Here is a 19,985-nt window from a genome sequence, read left to right as displayed (position 1 = left end):
CGTGCACCGGTTCTGATGCAGATCGGTGTTGACGTACTAGTAAAAAGCGCCGCACTTGCGGCGCTTTTTTATTGATCGCCGTCGTTGCGCACACAATCGCTCAGCGCGCGGTGCTGCGTTTCTCCGGCGGCGTGTAGTCGATCGTGACGAATCCGCCGCCTTGAAAACGCCGCGCGACGGGATCGAGCGGATTCGGCTTCGCGAGAATCTCGGCGGCGTAGTCTTCCGAGTTCTGGCGCGGTTGGTAGCCGAGACGCGACGCGCCTGAATTGTCCCAGTAGCTGCGCGTATTGTTCGACACACCCCAGACCACCTCGAAGCCGATATCCGGCACATCGATGCAGCGGTCGATCAGATGCAGGAAGTCGTCATGGCCGAGCCACGTGCTCAGGTGCCGGAACTCGGTCGGCTTCTCGATGCAACTGCCGATGCGGATGCACACGCTTTCGATGCCATGCTTGTCCCAGTACATGCGCGCAAGCGATTCGCCCCATGCCTTGCTGAGCCCGTAAAATCCGTCAGGGCGGAATGCACAGTCGAGCGGCAGCTTGTCCTCGACGGGATACATGCCGATCGCGTGATTCGAGCTCGCGAACGCGATGCGCCTCACGCCGTGGCGGCGCGCGCCTTCATAGACTTCGACGAGCGCGCGCAGATTGTTCTCGATGATTTCGGCAAGCGGACGCTCGACGCTCGTGCCCGCCAGATGGATCAGCACGTCGACGCCCTGCATCAGCCGGTCGACCACGGCAGGGTCGCGCAGATCGCCGTGCATCACGTCTTCGCCGTCGAACAGCGGCTCGAGCGCGCGCGAACCCGCCGCCGAACGCAGATTAACGCCGCGCCCGTTCAACGCGACGCGCAGGAAGCGGCCCAACTGGCCGCCTGCGCCGCTCAACGCAATCTTTTTCGTCATGGTCCAAACCTTGTGGCAAAGAGTTAGCAGGGTACTTCTCGCGATGCGACGAGTTGTATTACAACACATCCGCGCCGCAATCGGCCCGACGGAACAAACTACGCGAAAACGGCCCGCGAAGCCCGTCCCGCAAAGCCCGGCGGCCCATGACACGAGCCGACATAATTCATCGATAGCCTTCGCGCTGCCGGACACCCATACTGCGTTCCGCGTGCTGAGCTGCAGAACACAACGAAACCGGCGATTCACGCAACCGTGAAATCGCCGATGCCGCCACAAGCGAAGCAACCCGCCATCGGACGATCCTCCGCAATCTTCTGACCGATGACAGGACTTCACATGTTTGCTTCTCTTCACTCCGTTCGTGGCAAGACCCTCCGCAGCGCTTCGGCTGCGCTCGCATTCAGCGCGATGCTGCTGAGCGGCTGCGCAGCCGCCAGTGTCACGAACACGGCCCAATATTCGACGCTCACGCAAGCGAACCCGCAGAACGTCTACGTCTACACGTTCGCGAGCAATCCGGACGCGGTGAAGCTCGACAACAGCGGCATCGTCCACAAGCTGAGCGCGAGCTTCTCCGGCTCATCGCAAGCGTCGCAGCAGACGAAAGAAGCCGTCGCGGCCGGCGAAGAGCTGACGGACGAAGTGGTCGCGAAGCTGCAATCGATGGGCGTGCACGCGATCCGCACCGACGCGCCGCCCCCCGCCAACGAAAACGCGCTCATCGTGCAGGGCAATGTCGCGTCGATCGACGCGGGCGATCATCGCCGCCGCATACTGATCGGACTCGGTGCGGGCAAGAGCGAAGTGAAGGCGCATGTGCAGGTGCTGTACAAGCCGGCGGGCGGCATGCCGCAACTCGTGCAGACATTCGACGCCGATGCCAACAGCGGCCATATGCCGGGCGTCGCGGAAACGGCGGGCGTCGGCGCGGTCGCGGGACATGTCGCGACGTCGGCGGCAGCGGGCGGCGCGTTGCATGTCGGATCGGAGCACAAGGGCGACACCGTCACGAGCGATGCGAAAAAGCTCGCGGACTCGGTCGCGAAGCAGGTCGCGCAGATCGGCGTCGCGGAAGGATGGATGTCGAGCGATACCGTGAAGTAAGCGGGTCGCGTTGCAAAAAACAAATGGCGATGCCGTGTGGCATCGCCATTTTTCGTCAGAGGCGCGGCGCCTGCGCGTACCCGCGCAATCAGCCCTCGCGGAACAGGAAGCTATAAGCGCTCAACGCGGGCACGCCGCCGAGATGCGCATACAGCACCTTCGAGCCTTCCGGAAATTCGCCGCGCCGCACCTTGTCGATCATCCCGTGCATCGACTTGCCTTCGTACACGGGATCGGTCATCACGCCTTCGAGCCGCGCGCACAGACGAATCGCCTCCAGTGTGCCTTCGTTCGGCAGGCCGTATTCGGGGCCGCCATAGCGCGTATCGAGCACGACATCCCGCGCGGTGATGTCGCGGCCCAGATCGACCTGTTCCGCGGTGTGCCTTGCGATACGCGTGATCTGCTCGCGCGTCTGCTCCGCCTTCGCGGACGCATCGATGCCGATCACGCGATCCGCGCGCCCATCCGCCGCGAAGCCGACGATCATGCCCGCCTGCGTGCTGCCCGTCACCGAGCACACGACGATATAGTCGAATCTGAAACCAAGCTCGGCTTCCTGCTGGCGCACTTCCTCCGCGAAACCGACGAAGCCGAGACCGCCGAGGGGATGTTCCGAGCAGCCGGCGGGAATCGCATACGGCTTGCCGCCCGCGGCGCGCACGCTGTCGAGCGCTTCTTCCCAGCTCTTGCGAATGCCGATGTCGAAGCCATCGGGCACGAGCCGCACATCGGCGCCCATGATGCGCGACATCTGGATATTGCCGACGCGGTCATACACGGCGTCGTAGTAGTTGACCCAGTTCTCCTGCACGAGCACGCACTTCATGCCCAGATGCGCGGCGACCGCAGCGACCTGGCGCGTCTGGTTCGACTGGATGCCGCCGATCGACACGAGCGTATCGCAGCCTTGCGCAAGCGCATCGGGGATGAGGTATTCGAGCTTGCGCGTCTTGTTGCCGCCGAACGCAAGGCCGCTGTTGCAGTCCTCGCGTTTCGCGTAAAGCTCGACCTTGCCGCCGAGATGCTGCGAGAGCCGCTTGAGCGGCTGGATCGGCGTCGGCCCGAAGGTCAGGGGATAGCGGGGGAAGCGTTGCAGGTTCATGGTCGAGGTCCGTTGGTCTGGGAAGGGCACGCGGGCGAAGCCGCAAACGATGCCGCGTGCTGACAGACATGATAGAAAAGACCACGCGAAATGAGCTTGCGAAATAAAACGGCAGGAGATACTTTCATAACGCTACAACCGCCACCGACATTCTTTTATTTTTCATCACCGCATATGTGCGCAACAAAATTACGCAAATCGAGTACAGGAACAAGTCGAACCGAATCGGCGCCGCTCTCGCAGCTCGATCGCATCGACCGCGCGATCCTCAAGCAGCTTCAGCAGGACGCGTCGATTTCGAACGTCGCGCTCGCGGCGAAGGTGAAGCTGAGCGCGCCCGCCTGTTTGCGGCGCGTCGAAAGGCTCAAGGAGATGGGGCTGATCCGCGCGACGGTGGCGCTGCTCGATCCGAAAGCGGTCGGCGCGGGGATGCTGGTGGTGATCGGCGTCGTGCTCGACCGCTCGACGCCCGAGACTTTCGCTGCGTTCGAAAAGGCCGCGCAAAAGGTGTCCGGCTGCATGGAATGTCACGTCGTCACGGGTGAGTTCGACTATTTCATGCTTGTGCGAACGCGCGACAGCGAGAGCTTCAACCGGTTGCACGCCGAGCAATTGCTGTATCTGCCCGGCGTGCGGCAAATCCGCAGCTTCATGGTTCTCAGGGAAATCCTCTCCACGACCAGGTTCCCGCTTTGATACACACAAAGCGCCGTGGCGTCCGTGTTTGAACGGCATGCCCGCGACGGCGTGTTCAGCGACATCGTGATGCCCGGGCCGCTGCCGAGTCCCGAGATGGCACGCGCTCGATTCGCACGAGTAGTGCGCGGCGTTCATCCCTTGCGATCCGGCGTCTTGCCGTTGTGCTCTTCGTCGTTGCCGCTCTCTCGCGCGGCTTCCCGATGCGCAACGGTTCCCGCCTCGCACAACGCCGCGACGATCGCCGCATACGCGCGATGACGCGTCGCTTCATCCGGCGCGCGCAACGCAAACGACGGATGATAGGTCGGCACGACATGGCGGCCGCCGTGCTCGATCACCTTGCCGACTACCGCCTGAAGGCGCGCGTCGCGATCATCGAGGATCGCCTTCAATGCGGTCGCGCCGAGCGCGACGATCACACGCGGCCCGACTGAATTCAACTCACGCTCCAGCCAGTAGTGACACGCGTCGATCTCGCGCTGTGCGGGTGTCTTGTGCATCCTGCGCTTGCCACGCGGCTCCCATTTGAAATGCTTGACGGCATTGGTCACGTAGACATCGTGGCGGGCCACACCTGCTTCTTCGAGCGCATCGTCGAGCAACTGGCCGGCGGGGCCGACGAACGGCTTGCCCTGCTGGTCCTCGATGTCGCCCGGCTGCTCGCCGACGAGCATGATCGGCGCGCGCTTCGGACCCATGCCGCCGACAGCTTGCGTCGCCTTCGACCACAACGCGCAGCGCCTGCAATCGTCAAGGCGCTCGGGCTGCTGATCGGGTTCGACGTCTGTATCGTTGCGCGCAGCGCGTTTCGATGGAGCCGTTTCATCGGATGGCGAAGTGGACTTGCGAGTGCTCATGACGTCGTTCGAAGATGTGGCCGCTGCATGTAGGGTCATCGCGAGCAATAGACGTTCCTTTCCTTGGCGAGGCAGGTGTCAGTTCACGTTTCGATTCACGTTTCGATTCACGCTTCGACGCACAGCCGATCAACGCAGCGGAATGCTTTTTGCGGCACGACAGAGGGGAGCAGTACCCGAATCATGACCCACTGTGGAGGCCGATATGAGCACACTGAATCCCGACGATGAAGGACGTCCCGTGGTGCGAAAGACGGGGCACGACAATGCATCGCTTGGGCCGAGCGATTCCTCCGATAGCGGCAGCGACGTGACGGGCGCGAAGCGTCACGACTTCGACAAGGAAGACGAGCTCGACAATCACGCGCTCGAAACTGGCGACGCCGAACTGTCGAGCGATTCGGACCGTAGCGGCACGGGCGAACGCGCATCCGCCGACGGCGATTCGACGCTCGAACAGAACGAAGACATCGATGTGGACCGCGTCATCGGCGCGACGGGAGAAGAGGAGTCGGAAGGAGGCATCGAGGACGATCTGGCCGAAGGCTCCGTCGAAGACGCGCAGACGGATGACGAGCAGGACGAGCGAAAGACGTGATGCATCGCAATGTGTTGTCCGCGAGTAAGCGCACGCGGGCGCATGCCTTGCTCAATTCAATGCGTAGCAGGACGGCAAAGCACCGCCGCCCTTGACCGAACGAAGTCTGGCAGAAGGGAGGCATCATGTCGCTCATCGTTGCCGCACGATTCACCACTTTTCCGGCGGGGGAAGCCGCTGCCGAACGGCTCTTTCGGGCCGGTTTCGTCGAAGAAGACGTGTCGCTGTTTTTCGTCAATCCGCGCGGGCAGCACGCGCGCTATCCGTTCGGCGGAGACCAGAACACGGACGCCGCTTCCGTCGATGCGCCGAAAGGCGCTGGCGGGGGCGTGACGATCGGCGCTGTCATCGGCGCGATCGTCGGCGTCGGCATTTTTATGGCGTTTTCGGCGCCTGTGCTGGTGTCCGTGATCGCGGCCGGGGCCGGCGCATTTATCGGCTCGCTGATCGGCGCGATGTACAGGACGCGCGACACCGGCAAGAACATGCGGCCCGAGCACGTCCATTACGAGCAGCGCGACTCCGGCGTGCTGCTCGCCGTCCACGTGACGCCGGAAACGCAGGAGCAGGCGGCGCAAGTGCTGCGCGATGCAGGAGGCGCGTCGATCGAGCGCGCGACGGGACGCTGGCAGCAGGGACGCTGGGCGGACTTCGACCCGACGCGACTACCACAGCCCGTGCAAGCCGAACGATCTGCCGGGGACAGGCCGCGCGAACCGCACGCGTGATAGATGGACTGTCGAAACGTCAAATACCGCGGTATGGACGAAACGAACGCAGCGCGCGGCTTTGATGCCGCGCGCTGCGTTCTTTCATTGTGCTTTCGCCGCGTTCGTTGCCCTTGTGCAGGGCAAGTGCGATGCAATTACGAGTCAATGAGGAGTCACTGAGCCGGATTGTTTACGCGTTTAGCGATGCAATGCCAGGCGGCTCTTCGCCTCGTCCGCTCGCGGGATCAGCGGCCTTGGTCCTCGTCTTCTTCATCATCCAGGTCGTCCTCGAGTTCGTCATCGTCTTCGAGCAGTATCCGGCCCATACCGACGCCCACATCCTTGTCCGCGTAAGGTTGGCGCGGGGCGTTTTCGTCCGGGGCGTAATTCTTTCTGACCATTGGCAGCTCCATGAAGAAAGTTGAACGGACCGGCAGAGCGAGCAGGCAGCGCGCGTGCATCTCCCGGCCGGCTATACATGATGCTCTCGTGCGATCCGCGCGACCAGTGGTAAGTGATCCGATGCAACACGCGCAAGCATGCTGCGATGCACATGCACGTCGAGCAGGCGGCTCGCAGGATGCATCCAGATGCGGTCGAGCGCGAACACCGGGAAGCGCGACGGAAACGTGCGCGGCGCGGGCGCGGCGCGAAAGTGCGTGACGAGCATGCGCAGCGCGTGGCCCCAGACGAACCATTCGTTGATGTCGCCCATCAGGATCACAGGCATGCGCGGCGTGTCGAACGCGGCGATCAGCGCGCGGATCTGCGCGCGGCGTTCGCGCGCCGACAGGCCCAGGTGCGTCGCGACGACGCGCAGCGCGCCGGGCGGGCCGTTCACGCCGCCTCGTTCCACATCGACATCGACATCGAGCGCGCCGCGCGCTTCGCGCCTGCCGAACGACAGATCGAGCGCGCGTGTCGCGCGGATGGGGAGGCGGCTCAGGATCGCGTTGCCATAGCGGCGCTCGGGCGTATCGAGCGTCGGACCCGCGATGGCCTCCAACCCCGTCGTTTCGCGCAAGATCGGCAGCGCATTGGGCGCGAAGCTTCCGCCCAGCGGGACTTCCTGCAATGCGACGACATCCGCGTCGAGTTCGCGGACCACGGCGGCGATCCGCTCGGCCGAACGCACGCCGTCCGTGCCGATCGCGCCGTGGATGTTGTACGTGCCGATACGCAGCGCCTGCGCGTCGACATGGGGCGCTGCGTCGGGCGCTTCGGCGTGCGTGTCGTTCATCTGCGGTGCGCGAAGAGACGTTGCAAAGCAATCGACAGCCCGATCAGCGCCGCGCCGATCAACGCGACAAGGCCGAGCCCGGCCGCGGTCGGATGCCGGACGGCGGCGACCAGTTGATGCGCGAAGGTCGTCGCGAGCGCGATGCCGGGCGCCATGCCGAGCGCCGTGCCCACGAGAAAATCGCGCAGCCCGATATGCGACGCGCCCGCCGCGAGGTTGATCACGGTGAACGGCGCGACGGGGACGACGCGCAGCACGATCACCGCGACGAGCCCTCTTTTGCCGAGCTTTTCGCTGATGCGGTTGAGGCGGCTGCCCGCGAGCCGCCGCACCGCGTCGTGACCGAGCGATGCGCCCGCGTAATACGTGATGAACGCCGAGATCATCGTGCCCGTGAACGCGTAGGTGCTGCCCGCGAGCGCGCCGAACACGAAGCCGCTGACGGCGATCAGCAGCGTGACGGGCACCGACACGCTCGCGGCGATCGCATACACCGCGACGATCGCGAGCGGGCCGAGGCGCGACGCATGCAATTGCTGCGCGCCGTGCACGAGCGCCGAAAAACTGATCGCGTCGCGAAGCGGCGTGAAGCGCCACAGCGCGGCGAGCACGACGACGATCAACGCCAGCGTGCCGAACGCGAGCAGCTTGCCCGTCAGCGGACGGCTGCGCTCTTCAGGCAGGAAATGCTGCACGAGCTCATGCGGCGCGACGGGCGCTTCGGCATCGAGCACCGACACGCGGGCTGCCAGATCTTCGAGGTCGCCGGACACGACGGGATCGAGCCGCATCAGCGTGCGCTTGCCGTGGCGCAGCGCGGCGATGGCTTCGTTGAGTCGCTGCGTGTCGAGGGCGCGTCGCACGTCGCCGGGCGACACGTCGAGATGCTCGGCAAGCAGGCGGTTGCGCACCGACGCGATGGCCGCCTGCACGCGTGGCTCGCCGCACGCGTCGAGTGCGATGTTGCATTCGGTGTCGAGCACCATCGAGCGGTTGTTCAGGTTCGCGCTGCCGACGATCAGCAGTTCGTCGTCGACGATCATCAGCTTGCTGTGCACGTTGATGATCTGTCCGCCGATGCCGCCGATGGTCGGCGCGTACATCGCGTAACGTCCGTGGCCGTCGGCGCGCTTCAGCGATTCGTGAAGCTTCGCGCGCAGCACGCCCATCGTCGCGTCCTGAAGCCAGCCGCTTTGCCGCTCGGGGCCGACCACGGCGATGTCCGGGCCGTCACTGTCGGCAAGACGCGCAGCGAGGCTCGCGCCGACCCGGCTCGCAGTGAAGTACTGGTTCTCGATGTAGACGCTGCGTGTCGCGGCCGCGATCGCATCGAGATACAGCCGCTGGATCTGCGAGACGACGGGCCTTCCCTCGAACGCGGGCTCCGTCAGCGAGATACCGAGCTCGACTTCTTCGATATCGGGGAGGACATCGGCGGGCCAGATGTCCGCGCGATCGTTCGCTTCGTGCGCGTCATGCATCGACGTGTGCGAGAGGTCGAGCGGCTTGCCCGTCGCGCGCTGCCAGCGCTCGCGTACGAGCACGCCGATGGCGCGCGCGGCATCGCCGTCGAACATCGCCTGCACGTCGTGCATCGGCTGATAGCGCGCATCGTCGGCATTGCGGCGCAGCGGCGCGTCCGGGGCGTGCGCGGGCGTGTCCCAGCGCGAACGCGTGAGGTCGATGCCGCCCGCGAACGCGAGCGCGTCATCGATGACGACGATCTTCTGATGATGCGACGCGCCAAGCGGATGGCGCCCGTCCTGGCGAAAGCGGATGCGCCGATGCGTGCGCCAGCCCATCTTGTACGCGGGGAGCCATTCGCGTTCGAACGCGTAGAGCATCGCGAAGTCCCACGCGAGAATATGGATGCGCAAGTGGCGGTTCTCTTCCGCGAGTGCGCAGAGGAAATCCGCGAGCCCTGCGGGCAGATCGTCCTGCGGCTCGCCGGGGACGAGTTTCAGGCGGCTGTCGATATCCCATCCGACGATGTAGATCGAGTGGTTCGCGCGCGTCATCGCGGCCCGCAGCGTCGAGAAGTAGTCGGCGGCGTCGATCAGGACGCGGAAGTGGTCGGCTTTTTCCCGCTGCTGGCAGTTGCGCGTGGGACGCAGCAGCGAGCGTGCGCCGTGTCGAGAGGGCAATCGTGGTGTGACGTTGAGGGCCTGATTCATCGGTGCGCTGTGCGTTTTGCTGAAACCCTCGCTTCGTATTGCGGGTCATGAAACGTCATCGGATCAAGCAAATCCCGTTCCTCCACTACGCTGCTTTGCGACGACGTACATGACGGTGCGCATGACAGGAACGCCGCTTGCCGCAACACAAAAAGCACATAGCAGCAACCAACGAAAGGAGGTCGCACGTGAATCAGAAGTCGACACAGAACCAACCCGCGAATCCGCGCCAACCGAATCGCGATGGCGGTCAGCAACAGCAAAATCAAAAGCCGCCTCCGCATCAGGGCGGGCAGCGTCAACCGTGACGAAACAGCGCGCGATGAGCGGCGCCACGGGCAACCTGGCGCCGCATGAAAAGCTTTCAGCCGGGCATGTAGATCTTCCAGAAGCGGCGCAAGCAGCAGCAGGAATCCCACGTAGCCATCACGGCGATTCCGCAAGCCTGATCGCGTCCCCGATGTCCAGCGGTTTGCGCATCGCTTCACCCAGCGCGCCGATCTGCCCGTCGCGGTTGCAGCCCAACGCGGCAACCAGTTTTCCTTTTTCGGCGAGCAACGCGATGAATTCGAACGTATCGGGCGTACCCGTGAAGATCGTCTCGTTCCAATGCCGCGCGTGGCCGAGATAGTTGAAGTTCTTGCCGAAGTGATAGGTCCAGAAGAAGGGCACGAGCGGTTCGCCTGGGGGCAGACCCAGCATTGCGCGCGCGGCGAGGCGGGCATGCTGTTGCGCGACGCGCCAGTGTTCGATTCGCACGCGTTCGCCGCCGAGCGCCTGCAATTCGAAGCGCGCGACATCGCCTGCTGCGTAGAGACCGTCCGCGACACGCATCGACGCATCGGCATTGAGGCTCCCGTCGTCGTTGCGCGTCACGCCCTCGATGAAACCCGTCGCGGGCGTAACGCCCATCCCGACGACGATGAAATCGCACGACAAGGTATCGCGGTTATCGAGCGTGACGCGCAACGCGCCATCGTCGGCGTCGCTGCGCTCGACGGCCTGCGCGCGGCGTCCCATGCGGAAGCGCACGCCATGCACTTCGTGCAGCCGCATGAAAAGCCTGCCGAGATCCGGGCCGAACTGTTTCTCGAAGGGCACGTTTCCGGGTGAAACGACCGTCACGCGCAGCTTGCGCTCGCGCAGCGCCGATGCCACTTCGAGCCCGATGAAGCTCGCGCCCAATACGAGGGCGTGATCGCATTGCGCGGCCGTTTCGACGAGCTTTCGCGCATCGTCGCGATTGCGCAGCAGACGAATCCGCGCCGCTACACCATCGTCGTCGATGCCTTGCAACGAGGGACGCTTCGGCACGCCGCCCGTTGCGACGAGTGCCGCGTCGTAGCGAATCGACGGCGCACTGCCGATGTCGATGCGCCGCGCGCTTGCATCGAGCGTCCTGACATCGGCCTGAATCGCTTCGATCGAATGCGTTGCGAAGAAATCGTCGGGCAAGAGCGGCGGAATGTCGTCGGGCGGCATTTCGCCGGACGGCACGAATTTGCTCAGCACCGTGCGGTCGTAGGGCGTGCGCGGCTCGCGGTCGATCAGCACGATGCGTCCCGCAAAGCCGAATTCGCGCAGCGCGGCACACGCAGCGGCGCCCGCCGCGCCCGCGCCGACGATCGCGAATGTACGTTTGTCGGAAGATGCAGAGGCCGAAGGCGCGTTCGGTTGAGGCTCCGGCGTGCTGCTGACGAGCACATCGTCATGTGCGAGACGCACGGGATAGCGCGTCAGCGGCAGCAGCGCGGGCGGCTCGATGATCGCGCCGCTCGCGATGTCGAACGTCGCCTTGTGCCATGGACACACCAGTCGCCCATCGCAGAGCGTGCCCTCTTCGAGCGGCGCGCCTGCATGCGGACATTCCGCGCTAAGTGCATGCACGGTTTTGCCTGAACGGATCAGCAAAATCGGCGTGCCATTTGCGTCGACGCGTTTCATGCCGCTAGCGAGATCGGAGAGCCGGGCCACCTTCTGCATGTCGCTGGTATGAGTCATCGTTTTCCTCGTTCGGGTCCGCGGCGCAGCGGTGCGATGCGTCGATCCACTTGCTTTACGCAAGCGCCATGCCGTACAAGATTCGAATGCGCAGCGGGCATGCATGTGCGAATGCAGCACGACGCACGCACGTCATCGCGATCACCACGCACGCGCAAGATGGGCACATCGCTTGCATGGAGTTCGCTAGCGCCGGCATTTGTCGGGTGAACGCCAACACCTGCGCGATGCCGTCGCCAGGTTTTGCCACGGAGGAACAGATGAACGACATCGGCCACGATCCGTTGCGGCGCGCCGCGCCCGCTGCGTGGTACATCAACAGCGGACTGCGCCTGAACGACGACGAACCGGACGCCGACTCCGAGCCGCCCGTGCGCTATGCGCTCGTGCCCGCGCTGGAGCGCTATCTCGCGACCGTGCGCTATGCCGATGAGAATTCCGCGCGCCGGGCCGCCACGCTCGATGCGCTGCGCGCTCGCGGCATGGACTGGCTGCCGCTTCCGGGGCGTGGCGAAACGGCGACGCGCTGGCGCGGACTCGCGGCCGTCGCGGCCTGCGACCTGTCGCTCGTGAAGCTCTACGAAGGCCACACCGATGCGCTCGCGATTCTCGCGGAACTGCAACGCGCCGATCTCGCCGATGAGGGCAGCTGGGCCGTGTGGGCCGCCGAGCCGCCCAACCGCAAACTGATCGCGCGAAATGCGGGCGGCGACGCGTTGACACTCGAAGGCATCAAGCCGTGGTGCTCGGGCGCGCAGCACGTGACGCATGCGCTGGTGACGGCATGGCGCGGCGGCGAGCCGGTGTTGGCCGCCGTCGAACTGTCGCAACCCGCGATCACGGTCCATATCAGCGGCTGGCAAGCCGTCGGCATGCGCGCGACGGGCACGGGCGCGGTGCGCTTCGACGGCGCGCGCGCCGTGCAGGTCGGCGAGGCGGGTGCGTATCTCGCGCGTCCCGGCTTCTGGCGCGGTGGCGCGGGTATCGCCGCGTGCTGGTATGGGTGTGCAGCGGCGCTCGCGTCGGTGCTGCGCGACAGCGTCAGGCGCCACGCCGATCCGCGTGCGCGCGCGCATCTCGCCACCGTCGACGCCGAACTGTCCACCGTCGCTGCGCTGTTGCGCGAGTCGGCTGCATGGATCGACGAACATCCGCGCGATGACGCGCAGCAATGCGCGCTGCGCGTGCGTGTCGCCGTCGAACAGGCGGCCGGGCAGGTGATGGAGCACGTGTTGCGCGCGCTCGGCGCGGTGCCGTTCTGCACAAACGGATGGTTCGCGCATGCGATCGCCGATCTGCCCATATTCCTGCGGCAAAGCCATACGGAACGCGATGAAAGCGCGTTGGGGAAGACGCTGCTCGATGACGAAGACGCGGGCGAGCACAGGAAGCTCGCTCACGAATGAAGCGTGAATGAGGTGTGAATCGAGCACGAACGAAGCGCACATTAGCCGCGATACAAACGATGACGCACGATGCGTTCTCGCGCGTACGCGAACCCCGACGGCCATCGACAGGTTCATCGCGCGAATCCGCGTCGCGACGGGCGTGCGCATCGCGTGGAGCGCAGTGCCGCGCGTGGTGACGAGCGCGCGGATCGCGTCGCGAGTGAGGGGCGGGTTCGGAGATACGCTGACTGCGCTTGCCGCTCCGTGAACACGCGTTGCGTTGTGCGGCTCAGGCGTTATCGATCGGAGCCGGCCGTTCCAGCCGCCGCATAGCGCGCGAGAAACATGTCGGCCGAGGTCTCCGCAATCGTCTTCTGCTCGGCGGCCGTCAGCGGCGGCTGTCCCATCGTCACCTGAGGCCAGAACGCGAAGCCCTTCACGAGGCTTTGAAGCTGGTGCGCAGCGAATGCGGGATCATGCGCCGCGAGGCGGCCATCGGCGGCCGCCGCGCGTATCCAGACGGTCAGTCCTTCTTCGCGCTCCCCGATGCGCGCGACCATGTCCCGCGCGCGCTCCGGCGAATGAATGCCCGCCGCGATCGCGACGCGCGCAAGCGACATGAACGCCTCGTCGCTCAGTAGCCGCATCTTCTGCGCAAGCAACTCGATCAGTTGCGGTCGCAGCGGTGCGTCCGCGCGATAGCCGGGCGATTCGCCCGCCGCGCTCGCGTCCCATAGCTGTTGAAGAATCGCCGCGAAGAGCGCTTCCTTGCTGGGGAAATGGTTGTAGACCGTGCGCTTCGACACGCTCGCGCGCGCCGCAATGCGGTCCATGCTGGTGGCCTCGAAACCGGCTGCGCGAAATTCGTCGATGGCCGCTTCGATCACGGCCGCGCGCTTGCGATCGGTCAGACGTTGTGGGGTGGCGCTGTCGTCCATCGCTCGATTTTACACCGGCGGGTTTACTTTTCGAGATAATAAACTACACTGTGCAGTCTACCTTTGACTACATGACGCTTCGAATGAACTCGATCATCGGCCACATCAGTCAGATTCTGGGTTTCGCGGCGGCAGAGCGCGGGCGCGCGCTGTCCAGCATGTCGCCGCAACACGACGGGCAGCGCTTTCGCAACGTCGAGCCGCGGCCCGAGCAAGGGTTGCGCAAGACGCTGCGCATCATGTGGAACGTGCTGCTCAACAAGCCCGACGGCACCGCGCCTGCCGGTCCGCTCCCCGTCGATCGGCTGACGCGCGCGGACCTCGATGCCGCGCACGACAGGAGTCTCTTCCGGCTCGGCCATTCGACGCTGCTGCTCAAGCTGCGCGGCCAGTTCTGGCTGACCGACCCCGTCTTCGCGGAGCGCGCGTCGCCGTTCAAAAGAATGGGGCCGAAGCGCTTCCATGCGCCGCCCATCGCACGCGACGCGTTGCCGCCGTTGCGCGGCGTGATTCTTTCGCACGATCACTACGACCATCTGGATCGCGAGACGGTGCTCGCACTCGCCGAAACGACGGGCGTGTTTCTGACGCCGCTCGGCGTCGGCGACCGGCTGATCGAGTGGGGCATCGATGCGTCGAAGGTGCGGCAGTTCGACTGGTGGCAGGGTGTCGAGATCGACGGCGTGCAGTTCACGGCGACGCCCGCGCAGCACTTCTCGGGACGCAGCCTGTTCGACGGCAACAGCACGCTGTGGGCGTCGTGGGTGATCGTCGATGGCGACCTGCGCGTGTTCTTCAGCGGCGACACCGGCTACTTCGACGGCTTCAAGACGATCGGCGAGCGGCTCGGCCCGTTCGACGTGACCTTGCTCGAAACGGGCGCGTACGACGCGCAATGGCCGTACGTCCACATGCAGCCCGACGATACCGTGCAGGCGCATATCGATCTGCGCGGCCGCTGGCTCGTCCCCATTCACAACGGCACGTTCGATCTGGCGATGCATCGCTGGCAGGAGCCGTTCGAGCGCGTCGTCGGACTCGCCGCCGCGCGCGGCATTGCGCTCGCGACGCCGCGCATGGGCGAACGGCTCCATCTGGCGTCGCCGCATCGGGGCGAGCGCTGGTGGCGCGAAGTCGTCGAAGTCGTCGAAGTCGTCGAAGTGGCCGATGTGCGCAAGCCATCGCGCCGACGCGTGGCGTGCAGGCCGGCGGGGCAGAGCAATACATGACGTTGGGCCGCGACGCATAACGGCCGTAAAGCGAGGCGCCTTTTCTGCAAAGAGAGGCGCCTCTTCTTTTGTCAGGCGAGTATCGGGTCCGTTTGCGCACAGGCTCATGCAGCGTCCGTCGAAGCGCGCTAAGGTATCGCCTCAGTCTCCTCGTGCGCGCGCCATTGCGATGGATGCGCAAGTCTTCAATGTCTACGGAGCGTCATCAGATGAGCGAAACCACGCAGTTCTGGATGGTCGAAGGCGCGCCGACGCCCGTCGGCCCGTTTTCACACGCGACGGAATCGGGCGGCTGGGTGTTCGTCACGGGTCAGATGCCCACGTCGCCCGACGACGATGCAGCGCCCTTGCCCGAAGGCGTCGCCGCGCAGACCAAACGCGTGATGGACAACCTCGTGCTGGTGCTCAAGGGCATCGGTCTGGGGCTGGAGCATGTCGTATCGGCGCGTATCTTCCTGACCGAGTTCAAGCGCGACTACGCGACGATGAACGCCGTCTACGCCGCGCATTTTCCGCCGGGCCGCCTGCCGGCGCGGACCTGCGTCGGCGTGACGGGACTCGCGCGCGATGCGCTCGTCGAAATCGATTTCATCGCGCGCCGTCCGGGTTGATGCCGGGCTGAAACACGCAGCGCTTCGCTACAGCCGAGACAGCCGATGTCCGCTTCCGTCGAACCGTCCGCGCGGCGCGATTTCCTGCTGCGCGCGCTGACGCTGCCGCTCGCCATGTCCATGCCGTCATTTGCCCACGCGCAGCAAGCGCCGCTGCCGCGCATCGAGCGCCGCGCGATTCCGTCGACGGGCGAAGCGTTGCCCGTCGTCGGCTGCGGCACGTGGCGCACGTTCGATGTCGGCGACGATGCGAACGGCCAGGCGCGGCTCGCGCAAGTGCTGAACGTGCTGTTCGCGGCGGGCGGCTCGGTCATCGATTCGTCGCCGATGTACGGTTCGTCGGCAGGCGTCGCGGGCACGCTGCTCACGCGGCTCGACGCGCATCGCAAGGCCTTCGTCGCGACCAAGGTGTGGACGCAGGGCCGCGAGGCGGGCATCGCGCAAATGGAGGAGTCGATGCGTCGCCTGCAGCAGCCGCGCATCGACCTGATGCAGGTGCACAACCTCGTCGACTGGCGCACGCAGATTGCGACGCTGCGCGACTGGAAAGCGCGCGGACGCATCCGCTATATCGGCATCACGCACTACACGTCGAGCGCTTTCGACGAAGTCGCGAGCGTGATGCGCAGCGAGAAGCCCGACTTCGTGCAGATCAACTACGCCGCCGATGACCGCGACGCCGAAGCGCGCATCCTGCCGCTCGCGCACGATCTGGGCATCGGCGTCGTGATCAATCAGCCGTTCGGCGGGGGCGGGCTGCTGTCGCGCGTGATGAAGCAGCGGGTGCCCGCGTGGGCCGCCGATATCGGCTGCGCGACATGGGCGCAGATCCTGCTGAAATTCGTGCTCGCGCAGCCCGCCGTGACCGTCGTGATTCCGGGCACGGGCCGGCCCGAATACATGACCGACAACGTTCACGCGGGCGTCGGACCGTATCCCGACAAGGCGATGTGCAAGCGGATCGTCGAAGCTGTCGGCGCCTGAAGTCTCACGATGCGGACGAGGACGCGGACGCCTTCAGCAACACAGGGTCGTTGCGATAGACATCGGGGAACATCTGCTTCAGCTCGTCGATCTTCGGCAGATCGTTGATCGCGATGTACGGATAGTCCGGATGCCGCACGAGGAAATTCTGGTGATACGCCTCGGCGGGATAGAAGCCCTTGAATTCCTCGACTCGCGTGACGATCGGCGCGGAGAACACTTTCGCGCTGTTCAGCTGCGCGATGTAGGCCTGCGCGATCGCGCGTTGCTGCGCGTTTTGCGGAAACACGGCCGACCGGTACTGCGTGCCGTGATCGGGGCCCTGGTAGTTCAGCTCGGTCGGATTGTGGACGACCGAAAAGAAGATCTGCAGCAGGCGGCCATAGGTGATCTGCGTCGGGTCATACGTGATGCTCACCGACTCCGCGTGCCCCGTGTCGCCGCCGCTGACGGTCTCGTACTGCGCGGTGCCCGCCGCGCCGCCCGAATAGCCGGACGCGACCTGCTTCACGCCCTTCACGTGCTCGTACACGCCCTGGACGCCCCAGAAGCAGCCGCCTGCGAAGACGGCCGTCTCCGTGTGCGCGCCGGCGACTTTTTCGTCCTGCGCGGGCGGCGGAATCCTGACCGCCTGTTCCGCCGATGCGACGTGCTGCCAGGCGACCGCGCCCGCGCCGAGCGCGATCAGCGCGATCACCCGGCCCGTCGATGTGCGGGTCCAGCCGAATGCGCGGGTGATGAATGTCATGTTCATGGTGAGAGGTCCTCGAATACGCGTTGCTGGCGATTGGTCCATAGATGCGCTGCGTGATCAGCCGAACGTGAACGCGTAGGCTTCGACACCGGGATCGAGAAACTCGATCGCGAACGTGTGGTCGGCCACGTCGCCCGATTGACGCACGAGCTGATACAGCCGCTGTTCGGTAACGACGCCCGTGCCGTCGGCTTTCACGTCGGTGCCGCGCGCGTCGCCGGGAGCGGCGCCGTCGATCGTCACGCGAAAGCGCACCGGCTTGCCGTCGGCGCCCGGGCCGAGCACCAGATGCAGGTCGCGCGCATGGAAGCGGTAGACGATGCGTCCGTCAGGCGCGGCGAGCGTCGCGTGCTCGGCGCCCACTTTCCACGTGCCCGCGAGCCCCCAGTCGTTCACGCCGAGGTTCGACGGCGCGGCATATGCATGCGCGCGGTCCGCCGCCTCGCCGCCCGGCGACACGAAGTTCTCGGCGCGTTCATAGCCGATGTACGTTTCCGGCGACTGCATGTCGTTGCCGTCGGCGGCTGCCTCGACGCCATTGGCACGCTGCGGGAGACCCGTCGTCACTTTCATCGCGTCGGGATGGCCTGCTTCCGCGAGCAGTTGCTGGATCACTTTCTCCGATTGCTCGTATTCGCCTTCGCCGAAATGATGATGGCGAATGCGCCCCTGCGCATCGACGAAATAGTGCGCGGGCCAATACTGGTTGCCGAACGCGCGCCAGATCGCATAGTTGTTGTCGATCGCGATCGGGTAATCGACGCCGAGATCGTGCGACGCCTTCTTCACGTTGTCGATATTGCGCTCGAATGCGAACTCCGGCGCATGCACGCCGATCACGACGAGCCCCATGTCACGGTACTTCTGCGACCACGCCTTCACATACGGCAGCGTGCGCAGGCAGTTGATGCACGAATACGTCCAGAAGTCGATCAACACGACCTTGCCGCGCAACTGTTCAGTTGTGAGCGGCGGCGAGTTCAGCCATTGCACGGCGCCCGTCAGCGGCGGCAGCGTGCCTTCGACGGGAAGCGGCGCGGCTGGCGCGGACGCGCGCATCATCGCGCCCGTCGCGGCTTCATTGGTTTCGCCTGGCTTTGCGTTCGAAGCGTCGGCGGCGGGTTGCATTGCGTTCGTCGCGTTCGTGCCGTTCGTGGCATTCGCGGATTGCATCGCGTTGCCGGTGCCTTTGGAGGGCGAGAGCGTGTCGACGAGACGCTGTTCGAGGCCGCCCGTCGCGACCGTCGACACGCGGGCGAGCACGCCCGTATCGAAGCCGAGCGCAATCGCGGCGACGCCCGCCAGCATCGCTGCGCCGATGCCACGCCGCACCCATTCGCCCGCGCCGAGCGAGCGCTTCATCGCAGTGAAAACGCGCCCGCCGATCAGCAATGCAACGGCGAGCGACGTCGCCGCGCCCGCCGCATAGGCGAACAGCAGCAGCGTGGTGCCCACGCTCGCGCCGCGCAACGCCGCGCCCGTCAGCACAAGACCGAGGATGGGGCCGGCGCACGGCGCCCACAGCAGGCCCGTCGCGATGCCGAGCAGAAACGACGAACCGATGCGCGGTTTTTGCCCATCGGACTGGGCCAGCGCGGAGAGCCGGTTGCCCGCGCTGACGAGCGGGTGCATCAGGCGATCGGCGAGACGCGGCATCAGCAGCGTCAGGCCAAACACGCCGAGCAGCACGATCGCGGCCCAGCGGCCGTACTGGTTCGCTTGCGTGACCCAGCCGCCGCCGATCGCCGCGAGCGTCGCGACGAGCGCGAACGTGAGCGCCATGCCGCCGAGCAGCGGCAGGCCGCTGCGCGAGAACGGCTGGTCGGCGCGCGCGAAAACGAAAGGCAGCACGGGCAGGATGCACGGACTCAGGATCGTGAGCGCGCCGCCAAGGTAAGCAAGAACGATGAGTAGCATGATGGTTGGCCGATGGATCGTGCGGAATGAAGGCGTCGAGAGAGCGCGTCGAATAGGGTGTCGAAAAGCCGCGTCAGGCGGCTTGCGGCGTGAAGGTCATCGCGAGGCCGTTCATGCAGTAGCGCAACCCCGTGGGCTTGGGTCCGTCGTCGAACACATGGCCCAGATGGCCCCCGCAGCGTCGGCAGTGCACTTCCGTGCGGACCATGCCGAACGAACCGTCCTCGCGCGTCGCGACGGCGTGATCGAGCGGCGCCCAGAAGCTCGGCCAGCCGGTGTGGCTTTCGAACTTCGTGCGCGACGAGAAGAGATCGAGCTTGCAGCCGGCGCACGCGAACACGCCGCTGCGATGCTCGTCGTTCAACGGGCTGCTGTACGGGCGCTCGGTGCCTTCCTCGCGCAGCACGTGATACTGCGCGGGCGTGAGCATCTGCCGCCATTGCGCGTCCGTATGCGTGACTTCGAAACGCCCGGTCGTCCCATTTGCCGCGTCGCCGGCGTGTGCCGTGTCGGCGGCGAACGCGCGCCACTGCGTGAGCGCGGCCAGCGCGGCGAGCGCGCTGCCGCCCGATAACAGGAACTGCCTGCGGCTTTTCATCGTGTGCTCCTTCGTGCAACTCGATTGAACGTGGCCGTAGCGTAAGTCCGCCGTGGTATCGGGGTCCTCACGGAAACTTAAATTAATTGTGATAACTCGGCGGCCGAAAATTCTGCACAATGGCTACACCTGTAAACGTTGCAGTGCGGCGTTTAATCC

At 65.4% G+C, this 19,985-nt stretch carries 20 protein-coding genes and 1 pseudogene; 9 read left to right on the top strand and 12 right to left on the bottom strand.

All coding sequences use genetic code 11. From position 1 onward, the window contains the following. Positions 1–100: 100 nt before the first annotated feature. Positions 101–916, bottom strand: a complete 816-nt coding sequence (locus tag BN2476_RS28670; RefSeq protein WP_087737594.1) for an NAD-dependent epimerase/dehydratase family protein — start codon at positions 914–916, stop codon at positions 101–103. 339 nt (positions 917–1,255) lie between these two features. Between BN2476_RS28670 and BN2476_RS28665 the strand changes: the two genes are divergently transcribed. Beyond that, positions 1,256–2,023: a DUF4410 domain-containing protein gene (locus tag BN2476_RS28665; RefSeq protein WP_087737593.1), complete on the top strand. Its 768-nt coding sequence runs from the start codon at positions 1,256–1,258 to the stop codon at positions 2,021–2,023. An 88-nt stretch (positions 2,024–2,111) separates the two neighbouring features. Here the strand turns inward: BN2476_RS28665 and BN2476_RS28660 are convergent, their stop codons facing one another. Then, a complete protein-coding gene (locus tag BN2476_RS28660) occupies positions 2,112–3,128 on the bottom strand; it encodes a 1-aminocyclopropane-1-carboxylate deaminase (RefSeq protein WP_087737592.1) in 1,017 nt (338 codons plus the stop codon). Between the two features lie 174 nt (positions 3,129–3,302). Between BN2476_RS28660 and BN2476_RS28655 the strand changes: the two genes are divergently transcribed. After that, positions 3,303–3,824 (top strand): Lrp/AsnC family transcriptional regulator, encoded by a 522-nt coding sequence (locus tag BN2476_RS28655; protein ID WP_087737591.1) that lies wholly within the window; start codon positions 3,303–3,305, stop codon positions 3,822–3,824. A gap of 134 nt (positions 3,825–3,958) precedes the next feature. Here the strand turns inward: BN2476_RS28655 and BN2476_RS28650 are convergent, their stop codons facing one another. After that, a complete protein-coding gene (locus BN2476_RS28650) occupies positions 3,959–4,723 on the bottom strand; it encodes a UdgX family uracil-DNA binding protein (protein ID WP_087737604.1) in 765 nt (254 codons plus the stop codon). A 166-nt stretch (positions 4,724–4,889) separates the two neighbouring features. Between BN2476_RS28650 and BN2476_RS28645 the strand changes: the two genes are divergently transcribed. Both BN2476_RS28645 and BN2476_RS28640 read left to right on the top strand, forming a co-directional pair. Next, complete coding sequence (locus BN2476_RS28645; protein WP_235850999.1) at positions 4,890–5,282, top strand: chemotaxis protein; 393 nt, start codon at positions 4,890–4,892, stop codon at positions 5,280–5,282. Positions 5,283–5,407: 125 nt separating this feature from the next. Further along, positions 5,408–6,010, top strand: coding sequence for a hypothetical protein (locus BN2476_RS28640; protein ID WP_087737590.1), 603 nt, complete (start codon positions 5,408–5,410; stop codon positions 6,008–6,010). A gap of 227 nt (positions 6,011–6,237) precedes the next feature. Here the strand turns inward: BN2476_RS28640 and BN2476_RS46625 are convergent, their stop codons facing one another. From BN2476_RS46625 to BN2476_RS28620, 5 genes are all read right to left on the bottom strand, one after another. Next, positions 6,238–6,393, bottom strand: coding sequence for a hypothetical protein (locus BN2476_RS46625; protein ID WP_160111768.1), 156 nt, complete (start codon positions 6,391–6,393; stop codon positions 6,238–6,240). Positions 6,394–6,464: 71 nt separating this feature from the next. Continuing rightward, the gene (locus BN2476_RS28630) at positions 6,465–7,232 is read right to left on the bottom strand and encodes an endonuclease/exonuclease/phosphatase family protein (RefSeq protein ID WP_087737588.1); all 768 of its coding nucleotides are present in this window, start codon (positions 7,230–7,232) and stop codon (positions 6,465–6,467) included. Beyond that, positions 7,229–9,406, bottom strand: coding sequence for a VTT domain-containing protein (locus BN2476_RS28625; protein ID WP_087737587.1), 2,178 nt, complete (start codon positions 9,404–9,406; stop codon positions 7,229–7,231). Before BN2476_RS28625 ends, BN2476_RS28630 begins: the two co-directional genes overlap by 4 nt. Beyond that, positions 9,403–9,825, bottom strand: a complete 423-nt coding sequence (locus BN2476_RS46620; protein WP_160111767.1) for a hypothetical protein — start codon at positions 9,823–9,825, stop codon at positions 9,403–9,405. Before BN2476_RS46620 ends, BN2476_RS28625 begins: the two co-directional genes overlap by 4 nt. A gap of 7 nt (positions 9,826–9,832) precedes the next feature. Next, positions 9,833–11,407, bottom strand: a complete 1,575-nt coding sequence (locus BN2476_RS28620) for an FAD-dependent oxidoreductase (RefSeq protein WP_087737586.1) — start codon at positions 11,405–11,407, stop codon at positions 9,833–9,835. Positions 11,408–11,667: 260 nt separating this feature from the next. On the opposite strand from BN2476_RS28620, the gene BN2476_RS28615 reads away from it, so the two are divergent. Further along, positions 11,668–12,813, top strand: a complete 1,146-nt coding sequence (locus BN2476_RS28615; protein WP_087737603.1) for an acyl-CoA dehydrogenase family protein — start codon at positions 11,668–11,670, stop codon at positions 12,811–12,813. A 130-nt stretch (positions 12,814–12,943) separates the two neighbouring features. Beyond that, a pseudogene (locus BN2476_RS48545) lies at positions 12,944–13,063 on the top strand (glycosyltransferase); the annotation flags it as partial. A gap of 28 nt (positions 13,064–13,091) precedes the next feature. On the opposite strand, the gene BN2476_RS28605 reads toward BN2476_RS48545, so the two are convergent. Beyond that, positions 13,092–13,733, bottom strand: coding sequence for a TetR/AcrR family transcriptional regulator (locus tag BN2476_RS28605; protein WP_087737584.1), 642 nt, complete (start codon positions 13,731–13,733; stop codon positions 13,092–13,094). Positions 13,734–13,816: 83 nt separating this feature from the next. On the opposite strand from BN2476_RS28605, the gene BN2476_RS28600 reads away from it, so the two are divergent. From BN2476_RS28600 to BN2476_RS28590, 3 genes are all read left to right on the top strand, one after another. Next, positions 13,817–14,962, top strand: a complete 1,146-nt coding sequence (locus BN2476_RS28600) for an MBL fold metallo-hydrolase (protein ID WP_087737583.1) — start codon at positions 13,817–13,819, stop codon at positions 14,960–14,962. Positions 14,963–15,171: 209 nt separating this feature from the next. Beyond that, positions 15,172–15,573 (top strand): RidA family protein, encoded by a 402-nt coding sequence (locus BN2476_RS28595; RefSeq protein WP_087737582.1) that lies wholly within the window; start codon positions 15,172–15,174, stop codon positions 15,571–15,573. Positions 15,574–15,618: 45 nt separating this feature from the next. Beyond that, positions 15,619–16,557 (top strand): aldo/keto reductase, encoded by a 939-nt coding sequence (locus tag BN2476_RS28590; protein ID WP_087737581.1) that lies wholly within the window; start codon positions 15,619–15,621, stop codon positions 16,555–16,557. A 4-nt stretch (positions 16,558–16,561) separates the two neighbouring features. On the opposite strand, the gene msrA is transcribed toward BN2476_RS28590, so the two are convergent. The 3 genes from msrA to msrB all read right to left on the bottom strand — a co-directional run bounded on the left by msrA (position 16,562) and on the right by msrB (position 19,826). Continuing rightward, positions 16,562–17,311, bottom strand: coding sequence for a peptide-methionine (S)-S-oxide reductase MsrA (gene msrA, locus BN2476_RS28585; RefSeq protein WP_087737580.1), 750 nt, complete (start codon positions 17,309–17,311; stop codon positions 16,562–16,564). 57 nt (positions 17,312–17,368) lie between these two features. Then, positions 17,369–19,228: a cytochrome c biogenesis protein DipZ gene (locus BN2476_RS28580; protein WP_087737579.1), complete on the bottom strand. Its 1,860-nt coding sequence runs from the start codon at positions 19,226–19,228 to the stop codon at positions 17,369–17,371. 73 nt (positions 19,229–19,301) lie between these two features. Then, a complete protein-coding gene (msrB, locus tag BN2476_RS28575) occupies positions 19,302–19,826 on the bottom strand; it encodes a peptide-methionine (R)-S-oxide reductase MsrB (protein WP_087737578.1) in 525 nt (174 codons plus the stop codon). Positions 19,827–19,985: the final 159 nt, after the last annotated feature.

Source organism: Paraburkholderia piptadeniae (assembly GCF_900007165.1).
Lineage (GTDB): Bacteria > Pseudomonadota > Gammaproteobacteria > Burkholderiales > Burkholderiaceae > Paraburkholderia > Paraburkholderia piptadeniae.
Note: the sequence above shows the minus strand (reverse complement) of the source record. Positions and strands in the feature narration are given on the sequence as shown.

What these genes read in the sequence shown, in the direction of transcription:
- BN2476_RS28655 (WP_087737591.1), top strand. Translation starts at nt 3,303, where the DNA reads ATGTGCGCAACAAAATTACGCAAATCGAGTACAGGAACAAGTCGAACC.
- BN2476_RS28640 (WP_087737590.1), top strand. Translation starts at nt 5,408, where the DNA reads ATGTCGCTCATCGTTGCCGCACGATTCACCACTTTTCCGGCGGGGGAA.
- msrA (WP_087737580.1), bottom strand. Translation starts at nt 17,311, where the DNA reads ATGAACATGACATTCATCACCCGCGCATTCGGCTGGACCCGCACATCG.
- BN2476_RS28645 (WP_235850999.1), top strand. Translation starts at nt 4,890, where the DNA reads ATGAGCACACTGAATCCCGACGATGAAGGACGTCCCGTGGTGCGAAAG.
- msrB (WP_087737578.1), bottom strand. Translation starts at nt 19,826, where the DNA reads ATGAAAAGCCGCAGGCAGTTCCTGTTATCGGGCGGCAGCGCGCTCGCC.
- BN2476_RS28670 (WP_087737594.1), bottom strand. Translation starts at nt 916, where the DNA reads ATGACGAAAAAGATTGCGTTGAGCGGCGCAGGCGGCCAGTTGGGCCGC.
- BN2476_RS28665 (WP_087737593.1), top strand. Translation starts at nt 1,256, where the DNA reads ATGTTTGCTTCTCTTCACTCCGTTCGTGGCAAGACCCTCCGCAGCGCT.
- BN2476_RS28620 (WP_087737586.1), bottom strand. Translation starts at nt 11,407, where the DNA reads ATGACTCATACCAGCGACATGCAGAAGGTGGCCCGGCTCTCCGATCTC.
- BN2476_RS28600 (WP_087737583.1), top strand. Translation starts at nt 13,817, where the DNA reads ATGAACTCGATCATCGGCCACATCAGTCAGATTCTGGGTTTCGCGGCG.
- BN2476_RS28625 (WP_087737587.1), bottom strand. Translation starts at nt 9,406, where the DNA reads ATGAATCAGGCCCTCAACGTCACACCACGATTGCCCTCTCGACACGGC.
- BN2476_RS28630 (WP_087737588.1), bottom strand. Translation starts at nt 7,232, where the DNA reads ATGAACGACACGCACGCCGAAGCGCCCGACGCAGCGCCCCATGTCGAC.
- BN2476_RS28580 (WP_087737579.1), bottom strand. Translation starts at nt 19,228, where the DNA reads ATGCTACTCATCGTTCTTGCTTACCTTGGCGGCGCGCTCACGATCCTG.
- BN2476_RS28660 (WP_087737592.1), bottom strand. Translation starts at nt 3,128, where the DNA reads ATGAACCTGCAACGCTTCCCCCGCTATCCCCTGACCTTCGGGCCGACG.
- BN2476_RS28595 (WP_087737582.1), top strand. Translation starts at nt 15,172, where the DNA reads ATGAGCGAAACCACGCAGTTCTGGATGGTCGAAGGCGCGCCGACGCCC.
- BN2476_RS28590 (WP_087737581.1), top strand. Translation starts at nt 15,619, where the DNA reads ATGTCCGCTTCCGTCGAACCGTCCGCGCGGCGCGATTTCCTGCTGCGC.
- BN2476_RS28615 (WP_087737603.1), top strand. Translation starts at nt 11,668, where the DNA reads ATGAACGACATCGGCCACGATCCGTTGCGGCGCGCCGCGCCCGCTGCG.
- BN2476_RS28605 (WP_087737584.1), bottom strand. Translation starts at nt 13,733, where the DNA reads ATGGACGACAGCGCCACCCCACAACGTCTGACCGATCGCAAGCGCGCG.
- BN2476_RS28650 (WP_087737604.1), bottom strand. Translation starts at nt 4,723, where the DNA reads ATGACCCTACATGCAGCGGCCACATCTTCGAACGACGTCATGAGCACT.
- BN2476_RS46625 (WP_160111768.1), bottom strand. Translation starts at nt 6,393, where the DNA reads ATGGTCAGAAAGAATTACGCCCCGGACGAAAACGCCCCGCGCCAACCT.